Source organism: Thermomonas aquatica, from assembly GCF_006337105.1.
Lineage (GTDB): Bacteria > Pseudomonadota > Gammaproteobacteria > Xanthomonadales > Xanthomonadaceae > Thermomonas > Thermomonas aquatica.
This window is the reverse complement of record NZ_CP040871.1, coordinates 2,729,136-2,753,877: the sequence shown is the minus strand read 5'-3', so window position 1 is coordinate 2,753,877 and position 24,742 is coordinate 2,729,136. Positions and strand designations below refer to the sequence as shown.

Genomic DNA, 24,742 nt, shown 5'->3' with positions numbered 1-24,742 from the left:
GTTCCGCGCCACATCGCCATCATCATGGATGGCAACGGCCGCTGGGCGCAGCAGCGCCACCGCCCGCGCATCATCGGCCACCGCGCCGGCGCGCGCGCGGTCAAGTCCTGCGTCGAGTTCTGCCTCGACAACGGCGTGCAGGCGCTGACCCTGTTCGCGTTCTCCAGCGAGAACTGGAACCGGCCCAGCGACGAGGTCGGCGGGCTGATGAAGCTGTTCCTCGGCGCGCTGGAGCGCGAAGTGGACGAACTGCACCGGCTCGGCGCGCGGCTGCGCTTCATCGGCGAACGCGCCCGTTTCGCGCCGGAGATCCTGGCCCGCATGCAGGCCGCGGAGTCGCTGACCGCAGGCAACGCCAGGCTGCAGTTGAGCATCGCCGCCAGTTACGGCGGCAGGCAGGACATCGCCCAGGCCGCACGCGCGCTGGCCGAGGAGGTCGCCGCCGGCCGCCTGCGCGCGGACCAGATCGACGAAAGCGCGATCTCCGCGCGGGTCGCGCTGGCCGACCTGCCCCCGCCCGACCTGTTCATCCGCACCGGCGGCGAGCTGCGCATCAGCAACTTCCTGCTCTGGCAGCTGGCCTACACCGAGCTGTGGTTCACCGACACGTTGTGGCCGGACGTCGATGCCGCCACACTGCGCCGCGCACTGGACGATTACGCCGGTCGCGAACGCCGCTTCGGGCTGACCAGCGCGCAGGTGGCGGGACACGCAACCGGGGGAACCACGTGACCAAAACGCGCCTGCTGGCTGCGCTGATCATGGCGCCGATCGCCATCCTGACCGTGCTGTTCGTGCCGACGCCGGTACTGGCCGCGCTGAGCGCGGTGCTGTTCCTGGTGGCGCTGTGGGAATGGCTGAAGCTGGCCGAGATCGACGACACCCTGGCACGCACGGTACTGCTGCTGTGCAACGTGGGGGTGATGGCGGCGCTGGTCTGGGGCTCGCGCTCCGCGCAGGGCGGCTCGTTCGCCCTGCTGCAGCTGGTGGTGCTGATCGGCGTGGCCTGGTGGCTGCTGGCGATGCTGTGGATGAAGCACTACCACTTCGCCTCCGACCACGATTCGCATGCGCGCGCGTTCAAGCTGCTCGCCGGCACCCTGGCGGTGATCCCGGCTTGGTGCGCCCTGGGCCTGATCCATGCCAGCGCGCCGAACGGCCACCGGTGGCTGTTGCTGGCGTTGTTCCTGGTCTGGGCCGCGGACAGCGGGGCGTATTTCGCCGGCCGCTATTTCGGCGGCAAGCTGTTCAAGCGCAAGCTGGCGCCGAGGATCAGCCCGAACAAGACCATCGAGGGCCTGCTCGGCGGCCTGCTGCTGTCGCTGGCAGTCGCCATGGTCGGGGCGATGCTGATCGGTGCGCGCGTCGACCAGTTGCCCGCGATCGGCCTGGTCGCGCTGGCCACCGTGCTGTTCTCGGTGGTCGGCGACCTGTTCGAGAGCCTGCTCAAGCGCCACGTGGGAGCCAAGGATTCCGGCGACCTGATCCCCGGCCACGGCGGCGTGCTGGACCGCGTGGACAGCGTGCTGGCCGCGCTGCCGGTATTCGCACTGGGCAAACTGTGGTTGGGTTTCTAGGGCGGCGATGATGCAGAGGGTTGCAGTCTTCGGCGCCACCGGTTCGATCGGCGCGTCCGCGCTGGACGTGATCGCGCGCCATCCGGCGACGCTGCGCGCCAGCGTGCTGGCCGCCGGCAGCAAGGTCGGCGAGCTGGTCGGACTGTGCCGCACGCATCGCCCGGAGCATGCGGTCATCGCCGACCAAAGCCGCTTCGCCGAGCTGCGCGACGGATTGCGCGCGGCGGGATTGGCGACCGAGGCGCACGCGGGCGGCGCGGCACTGGATGCCCTGGCGGGCGGCGACGCCTGCGATGCCGTGGTCGCCGCGATCGTCGGTGCCGCGGGGCTGCCTTCGACCCTGGCCGCCGCGCATGCCGGCAAGCGCCTGTTGCTGGCCAACAAGGAATCGCTGGTGCTGGCGGGCGAACTGCTGATGCAGGCCGCACGGGCCGGCGGCGCACGCATCGTGCCGATCGACAGCGAGCACAACGCGGTGTTCCAGTGCCTGGCCAGTTGCGATGATCCGGCCGCGGTCTCGCGCATCACCTTGACCGCCTCGGGCGGTCCGTTCCGCGGCCGCAGCCGCGCCGAATTGGCCGACGTCACGCCTGCGCAAGCCGTCGCCCACCCGAAGTGGTCGATGGGCCCGAAGATCTCGGTGGATTCGGCCACGCTGATGAACAAGGGCCTGGAGGTCATCGAGGCCCACCACCTGTTCGCCCTCCCGGCCGGCAGCATCCGGGTGCTGGTGCATCCGCAGTCGCTGGTGCATGCCATCGTCGATTTCGTCGACGGCAGTTCGCTGGCGCAACTCGGCCTGCCGGACATGCGCACCGCGCTGGCGGTAGGCCTGGGCTGGCCGCGCAGGATCGAATCCGGGGTCGCCCCGCTCGACCTGCTCGCGCAGGGCGGCAAGCTCGAATTCGAAGCCCCCGACCTCGACGCCTTTCCCTGCCTGGCCCTGGCCTGGCGCGCGCTGGACGCCGGCGGCAGCGCCCCGGCCGTGCTGAATGCCGCCAACGAGGAAGCCGTTTCAGCCTTTCTTCAGGGCCGGATCGGTTTCCTGTCCATCCCCGACACCGTCGCCGCGACCCTGGACGCCATGCCCGCGCAACCCGCCGATTCGCTGGAAGCGCTGCTGGAGGCGGACGCGCGGGCGCGGGCGACGGCGCGAGCGCGGATCGACAGCCTTGCGGGCCGGACCCGCCCCACGCCCATGAGCATGTTCCCTTGAGTGAATTCTTCGGATCGTTGTGGTGGCTGCTGGTCGCGCTGGGCGTGCTGGTCACCTTCCACGAATTCGGCCATTTCTGGGTCGCGCGCCGCTGCGGCGTGAAGGTGCTGCGCTTCTCGGTCGGCTTCGGCCGCGCACTGTGGTCGCGTCGCGGCAAGGACGGCACCGAATACGTGGTCGCCGCGATTCCCTTGGGCGGCTACGTCAGCATGCTCGATGAAAGCCGGCTCGACGGGCGCGAGGGCGACGTGCCGGCCGCCGAGCTGGACCGGGCCTTCAACCGCCAGAGCGTGTGGAAGCGCATCGCGATCGTGGCCGCCGGCCCGCTGGCCAACCTGCTGCTGGCCGTGGCCCTGCTGTGGGCGATGCTGGTGATCGGCCGCCCCGACTACGCACCGGTGATCGGCAAGGCCGAGGGCATCGCCGCACAGGCCGGCCTGCAGGCTGGCGACCGCATCCGCGCGGTCGACGGCCGCGACACCCCGACCTGGAGCGAGGCGCTGATGGCGTTGAGCGTGGCCGCGCTGGACGGGAAGCCGGTGCAGGTGCTGGTCGCGCGCGGCGATGGCGACGAGCAGGCGCGCAGCCTGCCGTTGGACAGGCTGCCGGCCGGCTTCGACGAATCGCGCGCGCTGCAGGCGATCGGCCTGACCGCGCGCCACGAACTCATGCCCGCGGTGGTTGGCCGGATCGCCGAGGGCACCCCGGCGTGGGGCGTGCTGGCCGAGGGCGACAGGATCACCGCCGTTGACGCGGCGCCGGTGAGCAGCTTCGACCAGATCGCGCCGCTGGTGAACGTGCTGGGCGAGCGCGGCGGACCGGGCATGGTCGAAGTCGAGCGCGATGGCGAACGCCTGGCGCTGGAGATGACCCCGGTCTGGCGCGCCAAGCCCGATGGCGGCAAGAGCTGGCAGCTGGGCTTCGGCAACGCCGCCGCGACGCTGCCGGCGCACGACGCCGTCCTGCGCCTGAACCCGATCGCCGCCGTGCCTGCCGCGGTCAGGGAAACCGGCTACCAGGCCAGGCAGCTGTTCGAGATGATTGGGCGCGCGTTCAGTGGCCGGGTGTCGGTGCAGAACACGGTGTCCGGGCCGATCGCCATCGCCCAGGCGGCGAATGCCTATGCCAGCGGCGGCACCGCGTGGTTCCTGAACTTCCTGGCCCTGCTCTCGGTCAGCCTTGCCATCCTCAACCTGCTGCCGATTCCCGTCTTGGACGGTGGTCACCTGCTGTATTACCTTATCGAGCTGGCCATCGGCCGCCCCCTGGGCGATCGCGCGATGGCCTTCGGCCAGTACCTCGGGCTCGCGCTGATCGCGGGGCTGACGGGCCTGGCGTTCTACAACGACATCCTGCGCCTGGTGTCGTGACGCATCGCTCCCCCGCCGCTGGTGCCCGACCGCATGCACCCAGCACCATGTTCCGCAACAGGATGTTCCGAATGACCCGACCCTTGTCCCGCCGCCTGCTCACACTTGCCCTGGCCTCGGCGCTCGCGCTGCCGGCCTGGGCGCAGACGGCGCTCGCACCGTTCGCGGTCAGCGACATCCGCATCGACGGCCTGCAGCGCATCGGCGCAGGCACCGTGTTCACCTACCTGCCCGTCGAGCGCGGCGACACCCTCGACGCCGCCAAGGCCGCCGAGGCGCTGCGCGCGCTGTACAAGACCGGCTTCTTCGAGGACGTGCGCCTGGACCACCAGGGCAGCATCCTGGTGATCACCGTGGTCGAACGGCCCGCCATCAACAAGCTGACCCTGGTCGGCAACAAGGACCTGAAGTCCGAAGACCTGCTGAAGGGCCTCAAGGACATCGGCCTGTCCGAAGGCGAGACCTTCAACCGCCTCAACCTGGATCGCGTCACCCAGGAACTGAACCGCCAGTACAACAACCGCGGCAAGTACAGCGTCGAGATCAGCCCGAGCGTGGAGCGGCTCGACCGCAACCGCGTCAACCTGACCCTGAACATCAAGGAAGGCAAGGCGGCGAAGATCCGCCACATCAACCTGGTCGGCAACGACAGCTACAGCGACGAGGAGATCACCAAGTCCTGGGAATCGCATACCAGCAACTGGCTGAGCTGGTACAAGCGCGACGACCAGTACTCGCGCGAGAAGCTGTCCGGGGACATCGAGAAGCTCAACGCCTGGTACCTCAACCGCGGCCACGTCGATTTCAGCCTGGACACGACCCAGGTCGCGATCAGTCCCGACAAGAAGGACATGTACCTCACCGCGGGCATCACCGAGGGCGAGGTGTACAGCGTCTCCGGCGTGACCGTCTCCGGCGACACCGTGCTGCCGAAGGAGGAGATCGAGAAGATCGTCGAGTTCATCAAGCCGGGCAGCACCTTCTCGCGCGGCGTGCTCGAATTCGCGACCGATGCGATCACCGCGCGCCTGTCCAACATCGGCTACGCCTTCGCCCAGGTCAACCCGGCACCCACGATCGACCGCGACAAGCGCACCGTCGGCATCGACTTCCAGGTCCAGCCCGGACCGCGCGTCAGCGTGCGCAGGATCGTGTTCAAGGGCAATACCCGCACCGCCGACTCGGTGCTGCGCCGCGAGATGCGCCAGTTCGAGGGCAGCTGGTATTCGCAGGCGGCGATCGACCGCAGCAAGGTGCGCCTCTCGCGGCTGGGCTATTTCGAGGAAGTGAACGTCGAGAACGAGCCGGTGCCGGGCAGCGACGACCAGGTCGACGTGGTCTACACGGTGAAGGAAACCACCTCGGGCAGCATCGCCGCCGGCGTGGGCTATTCCCAGCTGTCCGGCGTCAACCTGTCGCTGCAGCTGTCGGAGAACAACTTCCTCGGCACCGGCAACCGGGTGTCGGTGGGCCTGACCCGCAGCACCTACCAGAAGCGCTACGACTTCTCCTTCATGAATCCGTACTTCACGGACGAAGGCCTGTCGCTGGGCTACAACCTGTGGTGGCGCGAGTTCGACTATTCCAGCTACAACGTCGCCCAGTACTCGACCAACAGCGGCGCGGCGCAGGTGTTCATGGGCCTGCCGCTGAGCGAGAGCGATTCGGTGTCGCTGATGTTCGGCATCGACAGCAACGAGATCCTGGCGTTCCCCGGCTCCACCCCGCCGCCGCTGGTGGACTACATCAGTGCGGTCGGCAACCGCACCTTCCATGCCCTGCGCACGCAATTGGGCTGGTCGCGCGATACCCGCAACGACTATTTCATTCCGGTACTCGGCAGCACCCAGAGCCTGTCGGCGGAAATCGCCATGCCGGGCTCCACGGTCGAGTACTACAAGCTGTCCTACGACTTCGCCAAGTATTGGCCGCTGAACCAGGCGCTGGTGGTGAAGACCGCCGTCAACCTCGGCTATGGCGATTCCTACGGCAAGGACTTCACCCGCAACCTCTGCTACACCGCGCCGACCTATACCGACAGCAATGGCGACGGCATCCTCGACACCGAGGTGCCCGGACCCGCGCCGAGCGATCCGTGCCTGCCGACTTCGCCGGATTTCGACAAGACGGTGACCGCCAGCGGCCTGCCGTTCTTCGAGAACTTCTATGCCGGCGGCATCGCTGCGCAGGGCAAGGTGCGCGGCTTCGTCGACAACACCCTGGGCCCCGCCTATGCCGGCATCTCCGGCTATCGCCAGCCGTTGGGCGGTTCGTTCCTGCTCGCCGGCTCGGTGGAAGCGATCTTCCCGAAGCTGTTCGACAGCCCGGCCGCGCGCGTCTCCGCCTTCCTCGACTTCGGCAACGTCTACAACGGCTGGGACAACTTCAGCGCCAGCGACCTGCGCGCGTCCGCCGGCGTGGCGCTGCTGTGGCGTTCGCCGATGGGCCCGCTGTCGATCAGCTACGCCATGCCGCTGCGCAAGAAGGCCGGCGACCAGATCGAGCGGCTGCAGTTCACCTTCGGCGGCCAGCTGTAACGGCCGCAACCGGGCATGAGCGCGCCAGTCTTCGCCGCTTCGGAGCTGGCGCAACGGTTCGGGCTTGAACTGCGCGGCGACGACCGCGCGGTGCATGGCGTCGGCACGTTGGCCACCGCCACCGCCGACCAGTTGGGTTTCCTCGCCAACCCGCGCTACCGCGGCCAGCTGGCCGAGACGGGCGCCGGCGTGGTCGTGCTGCGCGCGGACGATGCCGATGCGCGCGCCGGCACCGCCCTGCTGGCGCGCGACCCTTACGTCGCGTTCGCCAAGATCGCCGCCCTATTCGAGCGCAAGCCCGCGCGCATGGCCGGCATCCATCCCACTGCGGCGGTCGATCCCTCCGCCGAGGTCGAGCCTTCCGCGCATGTCGGGCCGCACGTCTCGATCGGCGCGCGCAGCCGGATCGGCGCCGGCGCCAGCATCGGCCCCGGCTGCGTGATCGGCGAGGATTGCGTAATCGGCGAGGGCTGCGAACTGGTCGCGCGCGCCACCCTGGTGACCCGCGTGCGGCTCGGCAAGCGCGTGCTGGTGCACCCCGGCGCGGTGCTCGGCGCCGACGGCTTCGGCATCGCCATGGACCATGGCCGCTGGATCAAGGTACCGCAGCTGGGCGGGGTGATGGTCGGAGACGACTGCGAGATCGGCGCCAACACCAGCATCGACCGCGGCGCGCTGGGCGACACCGTGCTGGAAGAGGACGTGCGCCTGGACAACCAGATCCAGGTCGGCCACAACGTGCGGATCGGCGCGCATACCGCGATGGCCGGCTGTTCCGCGGTGGCCGGCAGCGCGGTGATCGGCCGCCATTGCCTGGTCGGCGGCGGTGCCGGCATCCTCGGCCACCTCGAGGTCTGCGACCGCGTGGTGATCACCGCGATGTCGCTGGTCACCCACTCCATCCGCGAGCCCGGCGAGTATTCATCGGGCACCCCCTTGATGGACAATCGCAGCTGGCGCAGGAGCGCCGCGCGCTTCAAGCAACTCGACGACATCGCCCGCCGCAGCAAGGCCGGCGACAAGGACCCAGAATGACCGATGCAACCCACAGCGCCAGCGCCAGTCAGGTAAGCCTGCCGGTGAACACCCCGGAGATCGAACGCCTGCTGCCGCACCGCTATCCCTTCCTGCTGGTCGACCGCGTGGTCGAGTTCGAGAAGGACAAGCGCGTGCTGGCGTACAAGAACGTGACCTGCAACGAACCCTTCTTCACCGGCCATTTCCCCGGCCACCCGGTGATGCCCGGCGTATTGGTCGTCGAGGCGCTGGCGCAGGCCGGCGGCCTGCTCACCCAACTCTCGCGCGACCCGGCCGAGCTCGGCAAGGACACGTTCTACCTGGTCAAGGTGGACAACGCGAAGTTCAGCCGGATGGTGGTGCCGGGCGACAAGCTGGAACTCGAGGTCGAGCTGAAGCGGCGCATCCGCAACATGGCGCAGTACGTGGGCGTGGCCCGCGTCGACGGCGAGCAGGTCGCCTGCGCCGAGATCCTGTGCGCGGCGGCGCGGGACTGAGCCGATGGCCGGCGACAGCGCAGCGCTGATCCACCCGACCGCGGTCGTCGACCCGTCGGCGAAGCTCGGCGCGCACGTGCGCGTCGGCGCGTACGCCGTGATCGGCGCGGAGGTCGAGATCGGCGACGACACCCGGATCGGCCCGCATTGCGTGATCGAAGGCCCTACCAGGATCGGCCGCGATAACGTCTTCCACGGCCAGGCCGCGATCGGCGGCGCGCCGCAGGACAAGAAATACCGCGGCGAGCGCGTCGAACTGGTGATCGGCGACGGCAATTCGATCCGCGAATTCGTCACCATCAACCGCGGCACCGGCGACGGCGGCGGCATCACCCGCATCGGCCACCGCAACTGGATCCTGGCCTACTGCCACGTCGCCCACGACTGCATCGTCGGCAACGATTGCGTGTTCTCCAACAACAGCACGCTGGCCGGCCACGTCACCGTCGGCGACCAGGTGATCCTCAGCGGCTTCACCGGCGTGCACCAGTTCTGCCGGATCGGCGACCACGCCTTCATCGGCATGGGCGCGTTCGTCAACGGCGACGTGCCGCCGTTCGTGATGGTGGCGCAGGAAAAATACGCGCGCGCGCGCGGCATCAATGCCGAGGGCCTGAAGCGCCGCGGTTTCGATGCCGGCCGCATCGCCAGCATCAAGCGCGCCTACCGCGCGCTGTACATGGGCGATGCCAGGCTCGACGAGGCCAAGGCCGAGCTCGGCGAGATCGCCGCGGCCGGCAGCGAGGACGTGCGCGCCATGCTCGACTTCATCGAGAGCGGCGAGCGGCCGCTGCTGAGGTAGGCGCCGTGCCTGCGGCTGTCCGGCGTGTCGCCCTGTGCGCCGGCGAAACCTCCGGCGACCAGCTCGGCGCGGGACTGATCGAACAACTGCGCAAGCGCTTCCCCGATGCGGAATTCGCCGGCATCGGCGGCGACCGCATGCGCGCCGCCGGCCTCGACGCCTGGTTCGATGCCAGCGAACTGGCGGTGATGGGCCTGGCCGAAGTGCTGGCCCACCTGCCGCGCCTGTTGCGACTGCGCAAGGCGTTCCGCCAGCGCGTGCTGGACTGGAAACCGGATGTCTACATCGGCATCGACGCGCCGGACTTCAACCTCGGCGTGGAGCGCTGGCTCAAGCAGCGCGGCGTGCGTACCGTGCATTACGTCAGCCCCTCGGTCTGGGCCTGGCGCGAAAACCGCGCGGCGAAGATCGGCGCCAGCGCCGACCGCGTGCTCTGCCTGTTCCCGATGGAACCGCCGATCTACGCCAGGCACGGCGTCGACGCGGTGTTCGTCGGCCATCCGCTGGCCGATGAAATCTCCCTGCAACCCGATCGCGACGCCGCGCGCGCCGCGCTCGGCGAGCCGGCCGATGCGCCGATCCTGGCGCTGTTGCCGGGCAGCCGGCTCGGCGAGATCGAACGCATGCTGCCGGTATTCCTCGACGCCGCGTCGCGCCTGCAACGCGACATCTCCGGCCTGCGCGTGCTGGTGCCCGCCGCCAATGCGCAATGCCGCGCCGCGATCGAGCGCATCGCGGGCGATGCGGCGAACGTCCGCGTCCTCGATGGCCGGGCGCAGGCGACGATGATCGCCGGCGACTGCGTGCTGCTGGCGTCCGGCACCGCCGCGCTGGAAGCGATGCTGTGCAAGCGGCCGATGGTGATCGGCCATCGCATCTCCGCGCTGACCTACGCCATCGTCAAGGCCTTCGGCCTGCTGAAGTCGACGCACGTGAGCCTGCCGAACATCCTCGCCGGCAAGGCGCTGGTGCCGGAGCTGCTGCAGGGCGAATGCACCGCGGACAAGGTGCATGCCGCGCTGCTGCGCTGGTTCCGCGATGCGGGCGCCGCCGCCTCGCTGCAGCCCGAGTTCCTCGCGATCCACCAGGCCTTGCGGCGCGATGCATCGGCCCGTGCCGCGGAGGCGGTCGCCGGATTGCCGCCGCGCCCGGCATGACGATCCTGCTCGCCGGCGTCGACGAAGCCGGGCGCGGCCCGCTGGCCGGACCGGTGTGCGTGGCCGCGGTGATCCTCGATCCCGCCCGCCCCATCGATGGCTTGGACGATTCCAAGCAGCTCAGCGAACGCAAGCGCGAGGCGCTGTATCCGCTGATCGTCGAGCGCGCACTGGCGTGGCGGATCGAATTCGTGGAAGCCGGCGAGATCGACGCGCTCAACATCCTGCAGGCGACCATGACCGGCATGCGCCGCGCCGTCGCCGCGCTGGCGCCGGCCGCGCACCACGCGCTGATCGACGGCAACCGCGTGCCCGACGGCATGCCCTGCCTCGCGACCGCGATCGTCGATGGCGACGCATCCGAGCCGGCGATCATGGCCGCATCGATCCTGGCCAAGGTGGCGCGCGACGCGCGCATGCGCGAATTGCACGGGCAGTACCCGCAATACGGCTTCGACCGGCACAAGGGCTATCCCAGCGCGATGCATCGCGAAGCGCTGCTGAAGCACGGACCGTGCCCGCAGCATCGCCGCAGTTTCGCCCCGGTTCAGCGCGCGCTGGCGGCATGCGCGCAACATGACTTGCGGCACCTCGCTTCCGGCACATGACCCGACTGGCCCGGCGGCGCATGCTGCGCCTGCATCGCATCGATGCGGCGTGCGCGCAAGCCGGCCGACGCCCGCGCGCAACCCTCCCCCGCATGTCGGCCACGCGAGGTGCGCCATGTTCATGCGAACCGCAGCGCCCGCCGATACGCCGCTGCCCTGGGACGACCGTCCCGGCCACGCCCACCGCGACAGCATCGGCGGCCTCAGACTCGACGCCACCGCGGTCGCGCGCTTCGACCGCCTGCTGCACGAGATCCATCCCGAGGCGCGCCATGTCGATGCCGACCGCATCGCCACCCTCGGCCGCTGGCTGCAGGGCCTGCCCGCGGCGCGCGCGCGGGCGGTGCTGGACGAACGCCTGTCGCGCATCGAACAGCTGCGCGCGATGCTCGACGACGCCGACTGGGACCGTCGCCAGGGCGCCTGCCGGCGCGTGCGCAAGCTGCTGGCCTACCTCGACCAGGACCAGGACCTGATCCCCGACGCGATCCCGCTGCTCGGCCTGCTCGACGACGTCATCCTGCTGGAACTGGCCTGGCCGGCGGTGGCGACCGAAGCCGAGGACTACGCCGATTTCTGCGAATACCGCGCCACGGCGGCACCCGGCGGCGACGGCATGCAACGCCGCGAAGCCTGGATCCGCGACCGCCTCGGCGCACTGGCGCTGTTCCAGCACCATGCCCGGGTCAATGCCAGCCGCTACATCGACGGCGGCCATCCCGACCGACCGTTCCGGGTGGCCTGAGCCGACGCGGCGGCGCGAGCAGGGCCGGGCAGCTTCCGCGGCCTGTCAAGCCTTGCCCGGGGCACGGTGGCGGCCTACCCTGCTGGCTGGTTACGCGGTGCCAAGATGTCTGCCCGTTTCGTCCCCCTGCACCTGCACAGCGAATACTCGCTGGTCGATTCGACGATCCGCATCCCGGAACTCGTCGCGGCCTGCGCGGCGCGCGGCCTGCCGGCAGTGGCGATCACCGACCAGAACAACCTGTTCGCCCTGGTCAAGTTCTACAAGGAAGCGGAGAAGGCCGGGATCAAGCCGATCGCCGGCGCCGACGTGCTGGTCGCCGACGGCACCGCCGCGCCCTCGCGCCTGACCCTGCTGTGCCGCGACAACGACGGCTACCTCAGCCTCTCGCAGCTGCTGACCCGCGCGTGGATGCAAGGCCATCGCGTCGATGGCGTGGTCGCGCGCCCGGCCTGGCTGGCGGAGAACAAGGGCCTGTTCGCGATCGCCGGCCCGCATTCGGAACCGGGCCTGCTGTTCGCCTCGGGCCGCCACGACCTGGCCGAGCAGGCGCTGGCCGACCTGCAGGCGAAGTTCGGCGAACGCCTGCATCTGGAACTGCTGCGCACCGGCCGCGCCGGCGAAGACGCGTTCAACGCCTTCGCGCTGGACGTGTCCGCGCGCCGCGGCATTCCGCTCGTCGCCAGCAACGACGTGCGCTTCCTCGACGCCGACGGCTTCGACGCGCACGAGGCGCGCGTGTGCATCGCCAGCGGCCGCGTGCTGGACGACGCGCGCCGCCCGCGCGACTACAGCGCGCAGCAATACCTGAAGTCGGCGGACGAGATGACCGCGCTGTTCGCCGCCGATGCGGCGGACGCGCTCGACAACACGGTGGCGCTGGCGCAGCGCTGCAACCTGGAACTGCGGCTGGGCACCTATTACCTGCCCGCGTTCCCGGTGCCGGACGACGAGACCCTGGACAGCTGGATCCGCAGCCAGTCGCGCGCCGGCCTCGCGCAGCGGCTGCAGAAAGCGCCGCTGGCGCCCGGCAAGTCGCGCGCCGACTACGACGCGCGGCTCGAGCTGGAGCTCGACGTCATCGTCAAGATGGGCTTCCCCGGCTACTTCCTGATCGTCGCCGACTTCATCAACTGGGCCAAGCAGCACGGCATCCCGGTCGGTCCCGGCCGCGGTTCCGGCGCCGGCTCGCTGGTGGCCTGGGCGCTGGGCATCACCGACCTCGACCCGCTGCCCTACGACCTGCTGTTCGAACGCTTCCTCAATCCGGAACGCGTGTCGATGCCGGACTTCGACATCGACTTCTGCATGGATCGCCGCGACGAGGTGATCGACTACGTCGCCCGCAAGTACGGCCGCGACCGCGTCAGCCAGATCATCACCTACGGCACGATGGCGGCGAAGGCGGTGCTGCGCGACGCCGGCCGCGTGCTCGGCCTGTCCTACGGCTTCGTCAACGACCTGGCGAAGCTCATCCCGCTGCAACCGGCCGACCCGCTGTCGCTGGACGACGTGATCGGCCGCAGCAAGCGCTCGCAGCAGAAGGACGGCTACCTGATCGCCGAGATCAAGGACCGCTACGAGTCCGACGACGACGTCCGCGACCTGATCGACCTCGCCCTGCAGCTTGAAGACCTGACCCGCAACGCCGGCAAGCACGCCGGCGGCGTGGTGATCGCGCCCAGCCCGCTGCAGGACTTCTGCCCGCTGTTCGCCGAACACGACGGCCACGGCCATGGCCGCAACCCGGTGACCCAGTTCGACAAGGACGACGTCGAGTCGATCGGCCTGGTGAAGTTCGACTTCCTCGGCCTGCGCACGCTGACCATCATCGACTGGGCGGTGAAGGCGATCAATGTCCGCCGCGCCGCCAATGGCGAGCCCGCGCTCGACATCACCGCGCTGGAACTGACCGACAAGGCCGCGTACGAGCTGTTCGCGCGCGGCGATTCGGTGGCGGTGTTCCAGTTCGAATCGCGCGGCATGCGCGAGCTGCTCAAGCGCGCCAAGCCCGACACCTTCGAGGACATCATCGCGCTGGCCGCGCTGTTCCGCCCGGGCCCGCTGGGCAGCGGGATGGACCGCGAGTGGTGCGACCGCAAGCACGGCATCGCCGAGGTCAGCTACCCGCACCCGGCGCTGGAACCGGTGCTGGCGCCGACCTACGGCGTGATCGTGTACCAGGAACAGGTGATGCAGATCGCCCAGGTGCTGGCCGGCTATTCGCTGGGCGGCGCCGACCTGCTGCGCCGCGCGATGGGCAAGAAGAAGCCCGAGGAAATGGCGAAGGAGCGCGCCAAGTTCGAGGCCGGCTGCGCCGAGCGCGGGATCGAGGCGAAGGTGGCGACGCCGATCTTCGACCTGATGGAGAAGTTCGCCGAGTACGGCTTCAACAAGTCGCACTCCGCCGCCTACGCGCTGGTCGCCTACCAGACCGCATGGCTGAAGGTGCATTACCCGGCCGAGTTCATGGCCGCGGTGCTGTCCTCCGACATGGACAACACCGACAAGGTGGTCGGCTTCCTCGACGAGGCGCGCGCGCTCGGCCTGACCGTGCTGCCGCCGGACGTGAACGCCTCGGCCTACATGTTCGAGGCCACCGACCCGAACACGATCCGCTACGGCCTGGGCGCGGTGAAGGGCGTGGGCCGCGGCGCCTGCGAGGCCATCGCCGCCGCCAGGGAATCTTCCGGCCGCTTCGTCGACCTGCTCGATTTCTGCAAGCGCGTGGATGCCGCCGGGCTCAACAAGCGCACGCTCGAGGCCCTGATCCACGGCGGCGCGATGGACGCGCTGGCGAAGAACCGCGCCTCGCTGATGCTGCAGCTGCCGGAAGTGCTGAAGGCCACCGACCAGATCGCCAGGAACCGCGACGCCGGCATGGTCGACATGTTCGGCAATGCGACCGGCGCACCCGACATCCACATCGAGCTGCCCGAATGCGCCGACTGGCCGCTGGCGCAGTTGCTGCAGGGCGAGCGCGAAACCCTGGGGCACTACTTCAGCGGGCATCCGCTGGATCCGCACCGCGAGGAATTGAAGCGGCTGGTCGGCCACGACCTGGCATCGCTGGACGCGCTGTGGGAAGCGCGCCCGCAGGAAGCGCGCAAGGGCTGGCGCCAGCAGATGCAGGCGGTGGTCGCGGGCCAGGTGGTCGGCATGCGCAAGCGCGGCGATTCGCAGGCCTTCGTGCAACTGGAGGACGGGCGCGGCCGCATCGAATGCGCCTTCTTCGGCGACGAGTGGCAGGAATACGCGCCGCTGCTGACCCGCGACCGCATCCTGGTGGTGGAAGGCGACCTGCGCGAGGACGAATTCAGCGGCGGTTTCGCCCTGCGCGCCAAGCGCTGCTGGGACTACGGCCAACTCTGCGGGCAGCAGGCGCAGCGGCTGTCGATCCGGCTCGACCTGCGCACGCCGGGTGCGTTGCAGCAGTTCGAGGGGGTGCTGAAGGCGCACCCCGGCAACACCCCGCTGCTGATCGAGGCGACCACCGCTTCCGGCATCGGCCGGCTGTCGATCAACGGCGGTCGCGGCCTGCGCATGGATGCCGCCCTGCCCGGCCTGTTGCGCAGCCTGCCCGGCGTGCAGGCGGTGAACGTGCACCTGGGCAAGCCCTGGGTGCAGTAGCGCCAAGCGCCTGCGATCAGTCCTCGCCGTCGCCGGCGACGATCTTCTTCTGGATCCTGTCGAGGTAGGCGTCGGCCTCTTCCACCGAACGGAAGATCTCGCTCAACGGCACCGCCTTGACGATGTCGAACACCTTCTGCACCTGCGGCTGCGCGTTGGCGACCACCGCCTTGCCGCCGCGCTCGGACAGCAGCTTGCGCACGCGGAAGATCGAGCGCACGCCGGCCGAGCTGATGTATTCCAGTTGCGCCAGGTCGAGCAGCAGCGATTGCACCTTCGCCGCCAGCACCAGGGTCAGGCGATCGTCGAGCTCGCCGTAGGTATGCGTGTCCAGGCGGCCGCCGATCTCGACGCGCTGGCTGCCGTTCGGATGCAGCGGATGGATGCGGACGTTGATGGCCATGGGATCGCGCGCTTAGGTTGCAGGGAGTATGGCATCGAGCTCGATGCGCAACACGTTCCAGCCATCTTCGCGTCGGTAAACTGTGCGCTGCGACAACTCGCGGACCAGGTGGATGCCGAGCCCGCCGATCGGGCGCTGGTCGAGGTCGGCCTCCAGGTCCGGCACCGGATGCGCCAGCGGGTCGTAGGCCGCGCCGTTGTCGCGGATCTCCACCACCACCCGCCCTGCCTCGATGGCCAGGCCGACCGCCAGCGCATCGACGCCGCCCCGCACGCCATGGTCCATCAGGTTGCAGGCCAGCTCCTCGACCACCAGCTGCGCATCGTGGATGCAGCCGCCGTCGACCGCCGCATCGCGCAGGGCGGCCGCCACCGCGTCCAGCAGTTCCGGCAAGCGCGCGCGCTCGTCCGGCACGCGCAGGCGGATCGGCCACTCGCCCGCGGCCGGACGCGTTGCGCAATCGATCGCGAACACGGTGATGTCGTCCGATTGCGCCGCGCCGGACGCGAAGGCATGCACCGCGCGCAGCACGCCATCGCAGGCTTCGGCAGCGCTGCGCGATCCGCGCAAGGCCGCGTGCAGGCGATCCTCGCCGAAGGCCGCGTCGTCGCGGTCCAAGGCCTCGGTCACGCCGTCGGTGTAGGCGAACAGCAGCGCGCCCGGCTGCAAGCGGCCGCGCCAGACCTGGAAGCTGCATTGCGCGTGGAAACCGAGCGCCGGGCCGGATTCCAGCGCGATGGTTTCGATGCGGCCGTCCGCATGCCGCAACAGCGGCGCGTCGTGCCCGGCGCTGGCGATCGCCAGCTCGCCGGTCGCCGTGTCCAGCAGGCCGCACAGCACGGTGGCGAACATGCAGGCATCGTTGCCCTCGCACAGGTGGCGCGCGGCGTCGGCCAGCACCTGGTCCGGCGCATCGCCCGCGGCCGCCGCCACTTCCAGCACGGTCACCGCGCGCGCCATGAACAGCGCCGCCGGGACCCCCTTGTCCGACACATCGCCGAGCACGAACCAGGCTCCGCCACCGCGATGCGGGAAGTGGCCATGGAAATCGCCGCCGACCGCCTTGGCGGGCTCCAGCCGCGCGCGCAGGCGGTACTGCAAGCGGGCGCCGTCGAAGTCGCGATCCTGCGGCAGCATCGAACGCTGGATGCTGCGCGCGATGTCCAGCTCGCTCTGCAGTTTCTGCCGTTCCGCGGCGTAGCGGCCGATCTCGTCCAGCTGCAGGCGGATCGAATCGCGCGCGCGCTCCAGCGCGCGCGCCATCACCCCGACTTCGTCGCCGCGCGCGTCGTGCGGCACCGGCCAGTCGAACTCGCCGCTGGCGAAGTGGCCGGCGCTGGCGGTCAGCTCGGTGAGCGGCACGGTGATCCGCCTGGCCAACCGCAGCACCGCCAGCGCCAACAGCAGCGCGACCAATGCGCCGATCAGGCCCAGCATGCGCATCGCGCTGTCGAGGCCGGCGAGCATGGCGTCGCGGGCGAGCGAGAGTTGCAGGCTCCAGCCGCTGTCGCCCACCGGTTGCAGCACCGAATAGCGGACCGTGCCGTTGCGCGCATCGGCATGGGTGAACTGCAGCCCGCGTCGTTGCGCGCGCGCGGACTCCATCGGCTCGAGATCGCCGCGGCCGAAGCGCGCGATGTAGCCGGCCAGGCTATGGGCGAATGCGACGCCCCGCTCCGGATGCACCGCCACCGTCCCCGCCGGCGCGAACAGCGCGGTGCGCTGGCCGGTCACCGTGCGCAGCGATTCCAGCGAGGACGACAGCGCCTGCACCGGCACGTCCAGGCTGACCATGCCGATGCGCCTGGCCTCGCGGTCGCGCAGCGGCAGGTTGAGCGTGGTCATGTAGCGGCCGCCGGCGGTCTCGTTGAAGTACGGCTCCGACCACCAGGGCGAGGTCGCCTTCAACGTGCGCTGGTACCAGTCGCGCCCGGCCAGGTCGTAGCCGTCGGCGAGCAGGTCGCGGTCCGGCACGCCGCGCGCGGCGATGCCGACGTAGTAGGCCATCGGCGCGCGATCGGCCAGCACCCCGGGCTCCACTGCGACCAGGCCGCCGACCGTGCTCGGATTGGCGTCCAGCATCGCCTCCATCGCCGCCAGCAATTCGCCGCGGGTCAGCGACACCCGGTTGCTGAGTTCGATCATCGCCTCGCCGGACACCCGCACCGAGCGCATGGTCGCGTCCAGCCGGTCGGCGGCCTGTTGCGCCTCGTAGCGGGTGCGCGCCTCGGCATCGGCGACGACGCGTTCGCGCGCGGCGAGGAAGGCGGCGGCGAATCCGGCCAGCAGCAGCAAGGCCAGCAACAGCCCGACCCACAGCATCAGCCGCGTGCGCAGGCTGGCGTGCCACGGCACGCGCACGGCCGCCGGCGAGGGCGCAGACGGGGCCTGCATGGGTGGCTGGTCCATCCATGCAGCCTCCGATGGCCCATCGCCCGCGTCAAGCGACGCCCCGGGGTGCGCGACCTACGGCTCGGTATGGCAGGCCCGCTGGGCTAAACTGCGCCGGATGAACCCGAACTACCTCGACTTCGAACAGCCCATCGCCGACCTGGAAGCCAAGATCCAGGAACTCCGGCATGCCAGCAGCGGCCCGGCGGTCAACATCGACGCCGAAGTGCATGCGCTGCAGGACAAGCTGCGCAAGCGCACCGCGACCATCTTCCGCGACCTCACCCCGTGGCAGGTCTCGCAACTTGCGCGGCATCCGTCGCGGCCGTACACGCTGGATTACCTGCGGGTGATCTGCGACGAATTCCAGGAACTCGCCGGCGACCGCGCCTTCGCCGACGACAACGCCATCGTCGGCGGGCTGGCCCGCATCGACGGCCGCCCGGTGATGGTGATCGGCCACGAGAAGGGCCGCGACACCAAGGCCAAGGTCAAGCGCAACTTCGGCATGCCCAAGCCGGAGGGCTACCGCAAGGCGCTGCGCCTGATGCAGCTGGCCGAGCGCTTCGGCCTGCCGATCCTGACCTTCATCGACACCGCCGGCGCCTGGCCGGGCATCGACGCCGAGGAACGCGGCCAGTCCGAAGCCATCGCCCGCAACCTGCTGGAAATGGCCGAACTCAAGGTGCCGATCATCTGCACGGTGATCGGCGAAGGCGGCTCCGGCGGCGCGCTCGCGATCGGCGTCGGCGACCGCACCCTGATGCTGGAATACAGCACCTATTCGGTGATCACCCCGGAAGGCTGCGCCTCGATCCTGTGGCGCGATGCCGGCAAGGCCAAGGATGCCGCCGAACAGCTCGGCCTGACCGCCAAGCGGCTGCTCGGGCTGGGCCTGATCGACAAGGTCGTGCGCGAGCCCACCGGCGGCGCGCACCGCAACCCGGTGCAGATGGCCAGGCGGCTCAAGGCCGTCCTGCTCAACGAACTCGATGCGCTCGAGCAGGTGCCCGCCGACCAGCTGCTGGAGCGCCGCTACCGCCGGCTGCGCGGCTACGGCGCTTACGAAACCGCCAGCTGAGCGATGCCCGCGACCGCGCTGCGCAAGGCGGTGACGCGCGACGACGGCCGACCGATCCTGCTCGGCTACAGCGGCGGCATGGACTCCGGCGTGCTGCTGCACCTGCTGGCGAACGACGCCGGCGCCCGCCGCAACGGCCTGCGCGCGATCCACGTGCACCACGGCCTGCATGCCGATGCGGATGCGTGGGCCGCGCATTGCCGGCGCGAATGCGCGGCGCTCGATGTCGCGTTGCAGGTCGTGCGCGTCGAGGTCGATCGCGATGCCGGCCTCGGCCCCGAGGGCGCGGCGCGCGCGGCGCGGCATCGCGCATTCGGGGAATCATTGGGCGAAGGCGAGGTCCTCGCCCTCGCCCACCATCGCGACGACCAGGCCGAGACCTTCCTGCTGCGCGCCCTGCGCGGTTCCGGCGCGGACGGCCTGGCGGCGATGCGGCCGTGGCGCAGCTGCGCGCGGGGCTGGCTGTGGCGGCCGCTGCTCGGGATCGCCCGGGACGAGCTGCGCGGATACGCGATGGCGCACGGATTGCGCTGGATCGACGATCCCGGCAACGGCGATCCGCGCTTCGACCGCAACTTCCTCCGCAACCAGGTCATGCCGTTGCTGCACCAACGCTGGCCGGCCGCGGCGCAAAACCTCGCACGCAGCGCGGCATTGAGCGCGCAGGCGGCCGGCCTGCTGGAGCGCGAGGATGCGAGCGCCCTGTCGCGCGCGATGCACGACCAGTCCGCGTTGGATGTCGCCGCCCTGCGGAACATCACGGCTGAACGGCGCGCGCGGGTCCTGCGGCGCTGGATCGAAGGGCTGGGCCTGCCGCCGCTGCCGGGCCGCGGAATCGAACGCATCGAGACCGGATTGCTCGCCGCGCGCGCCGATGCCGCGGCCTGCTTCGACTGGGCCGGCGCGCGCGTGCAGCGCTGGCGCAACCTGCTGCATGCAGGGCGCATTCGCGCAGCGCTGCCGCGGGACTGGGAACAGGCCTGGGACGGCGATGCGCCGCTGGCGTTGCCGACCGGCGACCGGCTGGAACTGATCGGCGCCGGGCGTTTCGATGCGCCGTTGCGCGCGCATGCGCGGCAAGGCGGCGAACGCATCGTGCAGCCGGGTCGCGCGCATTCGCACGCGTTGAAGCACGTGCTGCAGGATGCGGAGCTGCCGCCGTGGCAGCGCGCGCGCCTGCCGCTGCTCTCCGACCGGGACGGCGAACTGCTGGCCGCCGGCGACGGCATCCTGTCCGCGCGGATGGCCGCATGGTTGCGGGCGCATGGCGCACGCCTGCACTGGACGCGGGTGCCGTAAACTCGCGCCATGGCCAAGAAATCCCCTGCAAGCGAAGCCACCGCCACGGATGCCTCGCCAGTCGCCGACTTCGAGGCCTCGATGCAGTCGCTCGAGGCGCTGGTCGGCAAGATGGAGGCCGGCGAGATGACGCTGGAGGAATCGCTGGCCGCCTACGAACGCGGCGTCGGCCTGTATCGCCGCTGCCAGGGCGCGCTGGAACAGGCCGAACTGCGCGTGCGCCTGCTCAGCGACCCGGCCCGGCCGGACGAGGCCCGCCCCTTCGATTCCGGCGACGATGCCTGAGGCCACGTTCGCGGCCTGGCGCGCGCGGGTCGAAGCCGCGCTCGACCATGCCCTGCCGGCTCCGCACGATTCCCCGCAACGCCTGCACGCGGCGATGCGCCATGGCGTGCTCAACGGCGGCAAGCGCATGCGGCCGATGCTGGCGTATGCCGCCGGCACCGCATTCGGCGCGGACCCGGCGCAGCTGGATGCCGCCGCGGTCGCGGTCGAACTCGTCCATTGCTATTCGCTGGTCCACGACGACCTGCCGGCGATGGACGACGATGCGCTGCGGCGCGGCCAGCCGACGGTGCACGTCGCCTTCGACGAAGCCACCGCGATCCTCGCCGGCGATGCGTTGCAGGCGCTGGCGTTCGCGGCGCTGGCGCATGCGCCGCAACCCGCCGGATCGCGCGTCGCGATGCTGGCCGAGCTCGCGCATGCGTCCGGCGCGGCCGGGATGTGCGGCGGGCAGGCGCTGGACATCGACGCGACCGGCAAGGCCGGCGCCATCGGCATCGACGGATTGCAGCGCCTGCACGCGCTGAAGACCGGCGCCCTGCTGCGCGCGTCGGTGCGACTGGGCGCTATCGCGGCGGGCGCGGACGAGGCAAGCCGGATCGCGCTCGACCGCTATGCCGACGCACTGGGCCTGGCGTTCCAGGTCCGCGACGACCTGCTCGACATCGAAGGCGATGCCGCCACCCTCGGCAAGACCGCGGGCAAGGACGTCGCCCAGGACAAGGCCACCTTCCCCGCGTTGCTCGGCATCGAGGCCAGCCGCGCGCGGCTGGCGGAGCTGTCGGCCGTCATGCACGATGCGCTGGCGGGCCTGGCGGTGGAGACGGCCGCGCTTGCGGCGCTCGCCCGCAAGGTGGTCGAACGCGACAACTGACGGGGACGCCGGGGGATGGCGCGCAAGCTGGTCAAGACCTTGCAGGACCGCATCGACGCCGCGATGGCCTCGCTGGCGGTGTGGTTCATGGATGCGTGGACCATCGTCGAACGCAGCTGGCGGCGGCCGCTGTCGCGCCTCGCGCTGCGCCTGAAGTACGCGTTCTACCCGCTGCTGGCCTGCGCCGCGCTGGGCTGGCTGGGCTGGGACTGGACCCACCAGCGCAGCCTGGATGCGGCCGAGAACAGCATCTTCGACACCGTCATCCAGTGGCGCCCGATCGAACCCAGGCCGTCGGGCAAGACCGTGGTGGTGGAGATCGACGACTGCTCGATCGACTATTTCAGCAACCGGGGCCAGGGCGGCTGGCCATGGCCGCGACAACGCCATGCCGACCTGCTGGACATGCTGGACCGGGCGGGCGTGCGCGCCGCCGGCATCGACGTCCTGTTCCTCGACGCATTGCGCGAGGATCCCGATGGCGATGCGGTGCTGGACGCGATGGCGAGCGGCGGCGACGGGCGTTTCGTGTTCGCATCCAAGCGCCAGGATCCGGCGTTCGACGCCGATGCGCCGCTGCGCGCATCGCAACTGCCCGGCGCGTTCCGCAACGACGCGAACGCGCAAGCACCAGGCCCGCGCGTGATGGTGCTGCTGCCTTACGGCGAGGCGATGGCGAAGCATTCCGCGCTGACCAATGTCAGTCGCGGGCAGGACGGCGTCCTGCGCGACGTTCCGTTGTCCGAGGACGTGGGCGGCGGCTGGTCGCTGCCCACATTGCCGCTGCGGCTCGCGATGCTCTTGCAGCGGAGGCCCGGCTCCGCCTACCCGGCCGAGATCCGCGTCAACTGGCGCGAACACAGCCGCATGCCGTATGTCAGCGCGGCGAACCTGCTCGAAGGCAAGCAGGTCTGCGTCGACAAGGCCGGCGAGAAGCGGCCCGACCTGAAGGACGCCGTGGTGCTGGTGGGCTACACCGCTTCCGGCATCAGCGACAGCAAGCCGACCCCGGTCAACCCCGCGATGCCGGGCGTCGAAGTCTGGGCCGAGGCCACCGACGCGCTGCTGCACGCGGGCGGGATCAAGGTGCCGCCGACGTCGTTCAAGTACCTGCTGGCGGCGCTGCTGGTGATGCTGACCACCTACGCCTTCTGGCGCGGCGAACCGCACGAGGACGTGGATCCGATCTTCGTCGCGATCAACATCGCCCTGCTCGCCGCGGCCTTCGTCGGCCTGACCTACTTCGGCGCGTTCCTGGACATCTTCGCCAGCATCGGCTTCGTCAGCCTGTGCTTCGGCTTCTGCCGGCTGTACTCGGGCGTGCAGCGCGGGCGCGCGGTCGGCAACAACGACTACCGCGACGAATACGATCCGCGCAGGCATCCCTGGCTGGTGATGGCGCGGTTGCGCTTCATCGCCAATCCGGAGCTGGACGCGTTCGCCGCCGTGCGCGGCAAGCGCGAATACCGCCGCCTGCTGCGCCGCCAGCTCTACGCCGGCGGCGAGGCGGTGATGATCGAAGGCATCGTCGAACGCAAGAGCTGGCTGCACGAGATCCTCGACGACCTGATCGTGCTGGTCTGGGAAGGCACCGATGAAGCCGCCGCGATGGCTTTGGCGAAGCGCGAGCTCGACCAGCTCTTCGCATCGCTGAACGACGGCGACCTGCCGCTGGATGCGCATGGCAGGGTGATGATCTGCGTGTCCGCCGCGGAGATCGACGACGACAACGACGACAGCGTGCGCGGCGAACGCGTGCGCCTGCGCGAACTGCTCGGCCGCGACCTCAATGCCACCGATGAATGGCCGCTCACCGCCGACAACCGCGTTTACGATGCGACACGTCCGGGCGCTACCATCGCGCAGACCGGCAACAGAGGGGACACAGGATGCGAAACACCCACCGATTGAGCCTGGTGCTGGCCACTGCCCTGCTTTCGCTCGGCCTCTGGGCCGCCGATGCGGCGACCACGGCCACCGTCTCCAAGCCCTCGGTGGAGGTGCGCCGCGGTCCCGATTTCAAGACCCCGGCGATCGCCACCCTCGCCAAGGACGCCAGCGTCACCATCGCCGCGCAGCAGGGCCTGTGGTTCAAGGTGCAGACCGCCGACGGCAAGACCGGCTTCGTCCGCGTCAACGACGTGCGCATGGCCTACGCCAAGGCCGAGACCGCCGGGATCGGCAAGACGCTGTTCTCCGGCAAGGCCGGCAAGGGCCGGGTCAGCGAAACCGCCAGCGTGCGCGGGCTGGACGAGAGCGACCTCAAGGCCGCCGCCTTCGATGCCGAGCAACTGCAGCTGATGGAGTCCTATCGGGTCGAGCCGGCGGCGGCCGAGAAGGCCGCGCGCGCGCGCCACTGGCCGGCCACCGAAGTGGCCTACGCCGCCGAATTCCGGCCGGGCCAGGCGCCGGCGGGGCCGCAGGCCACCCAGGCCGAAAAGCGCCAGCGCTTCGGCATCGCGCGCAACCTGCTGGGGATGGTCAAGCCCGGCCTGGCCGACGCCGCGGACGGCGGCGAGGAGATGATCGGCAAGTCCGAGCAGGAAATCACCGAGCAGGAACTGGAACTCGGTCCGCTGATCGCCGGCCGCATCCTCGGCGCCGCGCCGCTGGTCGCCGATCCCGCGGCGCAGCGCCGGATCAACCTGGTTGGCCGCTGGCTGGCCTCGCGCACCAGCCGTCCCGACCTGCCGTGGACCTTCGGCGTGATCGAGTCCGACGAGGTCAACGCCTTCGCCGCGCCGGGCGGCTACGTGCTGGTCACCCGCGGCCTGTACCAGCTGCTGGCGGACGATGCCGAACTCGCCGCGGTGCTGGGCCACGAACTCAGCCATGTCGTCCAGCGCGACCATTACGAGGTGGTGCGCAAGCAGGAGACGCAGGGCGCGCTCGGCAAGATGGGGATGAAGCGGGTCAAGGCCGGCGGCGTGGCCGGCAGCCTGGCCAAGGATTACGTCGCCAAGCACGGCGCAGCGGTGATGATGACCAAGCTGGACCGGGATGCGGAGTTCCGCGCCGACGAAGCCGCCGGCATCTACCTGGCGCGCGGCGGCAGCAATCCGCTGGCGCTGTACGCGGTGCTGCAGAAGATGACCGCGCTGGGCACCAGCTCGCCCAAGCTGACCCAGCTCTATCGCACCCATCCGCCGCTGGATGCGCGCATGGACCGCATCGACCAGCGCGGCTATGCCGGGCTCGAGGCCTATACCAAGCGCTGAGCGGGCGCCTTCCGCTGCAGGAAAGCGCCCGCCCC

At 70.2% G+C, this 24,742-nt stretch carries 20 protein-coding genes; 18 read left to right on the top strand and 2 right to left on the bottom strand.

Going from position 1 to position 24,742, the window contains the following annotated elements; translation table 11 throughout:
• The first annotated feature begins 24 nt into the window (after window positions 1–24).
• The 12 genes from uppS to dnaE all read left to right on the top strand — a co-directional run bounded on the left by uppS (window position 25) and on the right by dnaE (window position 15,156).
• Window positions 25–732, top strand: coding sequence for a polyprenyl diphosphate synthase (gene uppS / locus FHQ07_RS13035; RefSeq protein ID WP_240703611.1), 708 nt, complete (start codon window positions 25–27; stop codon window positions 730–732).
• Entirely contained in the window at window positions 729–1,577 is an 849-nt protein-coding gene (locus FHQ07_RS13030; protein WP_139717361.1) for a phosphatidate cytidylyltransferase, read from the top strand. The genes uppS and FHQ07_RS13030 overlap by 4 nt, the downstream gene beginning before the upstream one ends.
• 10 nt (window positions 1,578–1,587) lie before the next feature.
• Window positions 1,588–2,793 (top strand): 1-deoxy-D-xylulose-5-phosphate reductoisomerase, encoded by a 1,206-nt coding sequence (dxr, locus tag FHQ07_RS13025; protein WP_425476920.1) that lies wholly within the window; start codon window positions 1,588–1,590, stop codon window positions 2,791–2,793.
• Window positions 2,790–4,163 (top strand): RIP metalloprotease RseP, encoded by a 1,374-nt coding sequence (rseP, locus tag FHQ07_RS13020; protein ID WP_139717357.1) that lies wholly within the window; start codon window positions 2,790–2,792, stop codon window positions 4,161–4,163. The genes dxr and rseP overlap by 4 nt, the downstream gene beginning before the upstream one ends.
• Window positions 4,164–4,234: 71 nt before the next feature.
• Entirely contained in the window at window positions 4,235–6,700 is a 2,466-nt protein-coding gene (bamA, locus tag FHQ07_RS13015; RefSeq protein WP_139717355.1) for an outer membrane protein assembly factor BamA, read from the top strand.
• Window positions 6,701–6,715: 15 nt separating this feature from the next.
• Window positions 6,716–7,735: a UDP-3-O-(3-hydroxymyristoyl)glucosamine N-acyltransferase gene (lpxD, locus tag FHQ07_RS13010; protein WP_139717353.1), complete on the top strand. Its 1,020-nt coding sequence runs from the start codon at window positions 6,716–6,718 to the stop codon at window positions 7,733–7,735.
• Entirely contained in the window at window positions 7,732–8,214 is a 483-nt protein-coding gene (gene fabZ / locus FHQ07_RS13005) for a 3-hydroxyacyl-ACP dehydratase FabZ (RefSeq protein WP_139717351.1), read from the top strand. The genes lpxD and fabZ overlap by 4 nt, the downstream gene beginning before the upstream one ends.
• Window positions 8,215–8,218: 4 nt before the next feature.
• Window positions 8,219–9,016, top strand: a complete 798-nt coding sequence (lpxA, locus tag FHQ07_RS13000; protein ID WP_139717349.1) for an acyl-ACP--UDP-N-acetylglucosamine O-acyltransferase — start codon at window positions 8,219–8,221, stop codon at window positions 9,014–9,016.
• 5 nt (window positions 9,017–9,021) lie between these two features.
• Window positions 9,022–10,173 carry a lipid-A-disaccharide synthase gene (gene lpxB / locus FHQ07_RS12995; RefSeq protein WP_139717348.1) on the top strand — a complete coding sequence of 384 codons (1,152 nt, stop codon included), beginning with the start codon at window positions 9,022–9,024 and terminating at the stop codon, window positions 10,171–10,173.
• Entirely contained in the window at window positions 10,170–10,781 is a 612-nt protein-coding gene (gene rnhB / locus FHQ07_RS12990) for a ribonuclease HII (protein ID WP_139717346.1), read from the top strand. Before lpxB ends, rnhB begins: the two co-directional genes overlap by 4 nt.
• Window positions 10,782–10,902: 121 nt before the next feature.
• Entirely contained in the window at window positions 10,903–11,526 is a 624-nt protein-coding gene (locus FHQ07_RS12985) for a YkvA family protein (protein WP_168191565.1), read from the top strand.
• A 105-nt stretch (window positions 11,527–11,631) separates the two neighbouring features.
• A complete protein-coding gene (dnaE, locus tag FHQ07_RS12980) occupies window positions 11,632–15,156 on the top strand; it encodes a DNA polymerase III subunit alpha (RefSeq protein WP_139717343.1) in 3,525 nt (1,174 codons plus the stop codon).
• Between the two features lie 16 nt (window positions 15,157–15,172).
• On the opposite strand, the gene FHQ07_RS12975 is transcribed toward dnaE, so the two are convergent.
• Both FHQ07_RS12975 and FHQ07_RS12970 read right to left on the bottom strand, forming a co-directional pair.
• Window positions 15,173–15,559, bottom strand: coding sequence for an STAS domain-containing protein (locus tag FHQ07_RS12975; protein WP_139717341.1), 387 nt, complete (start codon window positions 15,557–15,559; stop codon window positions 15,173–15,175).
• A gap of 12 nt (window positions 15,560–15,571) precedes the next feature.
• Window positions 15,572–17,968, bottom strand: a complete 2,397-nt coding sequence (locus tag FHQ07_RS12970) for a SpoIIE family protein phosphatase (protein WP_139717339.1) — start codon at window positions 17,966–17,968, stop codon at window positions 15,572–15,574.
• Between the two features lie 100 nt (window positions 17,969–18,068).
• Between FHQ07_RS12970 and FHQ07_RS12965 the strand changes: the two genes are divergently transcribed.
• Genes FHQ07_RS12965 through FHQ07_RS12940 form a run of 6 tightly spaced genes read left to right on the top strand, consistent with a single transcriptional unit; the run spans window position 18,069 to window position 24,707 of the window.
• Window positions 18,069–19,031 carry an acetyl-CoA carboxylase carboxyltransferase subunit alpha gene (locus tag FHQ07_RS12965; RefSeq protein ID WP_139717336.1) on the top strand — a complete coding sequence of 321 codons (963 nt, stop codon included), beginning with the start codon at window positions 18,069–18,071 and terminating at the stop codon, window positions 19,029–19,031.
• 3 nt (window positions 19,032–19,034) lie between these two features.
• The gene (gene tilS / locus FHQ07_RS12960) at window positions 19,035–20,330 is read left to right on the top strand and encodes a tRNA lysidine(34) synthetase TilS (protein ID WP_139717334.1); all 1,296 of its coding nucleotides are present in this window, start codon (window positions 19,035–19,037) and stop codon (window positions 20,328–20,330) included.
• 9 nt (window positions 20,331–20,339) lie between these two features.
• Window positions 20,340–20,615 carry an exodeoxyribonuclease VII small subunit gene (locus tag FHQ07_RS12955; protein ID WP_139717332.1) on the top strand — a complete coding sequence of 92 codons (276 nt, stop codon included), beginning with the start codon at window positions 20,340–20,342 and terminating at the stop codon, window positions 20,613–20,615.
• Window positions 20,608–21,489: a polyprenyl synthetase family protein gene (locus FHQ07_RS12950; protein ID WP_139717330.1), complete on the top strand. Its 882-nt coding sequence runs from the start codon at window positions 20,608–20,610 to the stop codon at window positions 21,487–21,489. Before FHQ07_RS12955 ends, FHQ07_RS12950 begins: the two co-directional genes overlap by 8 nt.
• A gap of 15 nt (window positions 21,490–21,504) precedes the next feature.
• The gene (locus tag FHQ07_RS12945; RefSeq protein WP_139717328.1) at window positions 21,505–23,400 is read left to right on the top strand and encodes a CHASE2 domain-containing protein; all 1,896 of its coding nucleotides are present in this window, start codon (window positions 21,505–21,507) and stop codon (window positions 23,398–23,400) included.
• On the top strand, window positions 23,379–24,707 hold the full coding sequence (locus FHQ07_RS12940) for a M48 family metalloprotease (RefSeq protein WP_168191564.1): 1,329 nt from the start codon (window positions 23,379–23,381) through the stop codon (window positions 24,705–24,707). Before FHQ07_RS12945 ends, FHQ07_RS12940 begins: the two co-directional genes overlap by 22 nt.
• Window positions 24,708–24,742: the final 35 nt, after the last annotated feature.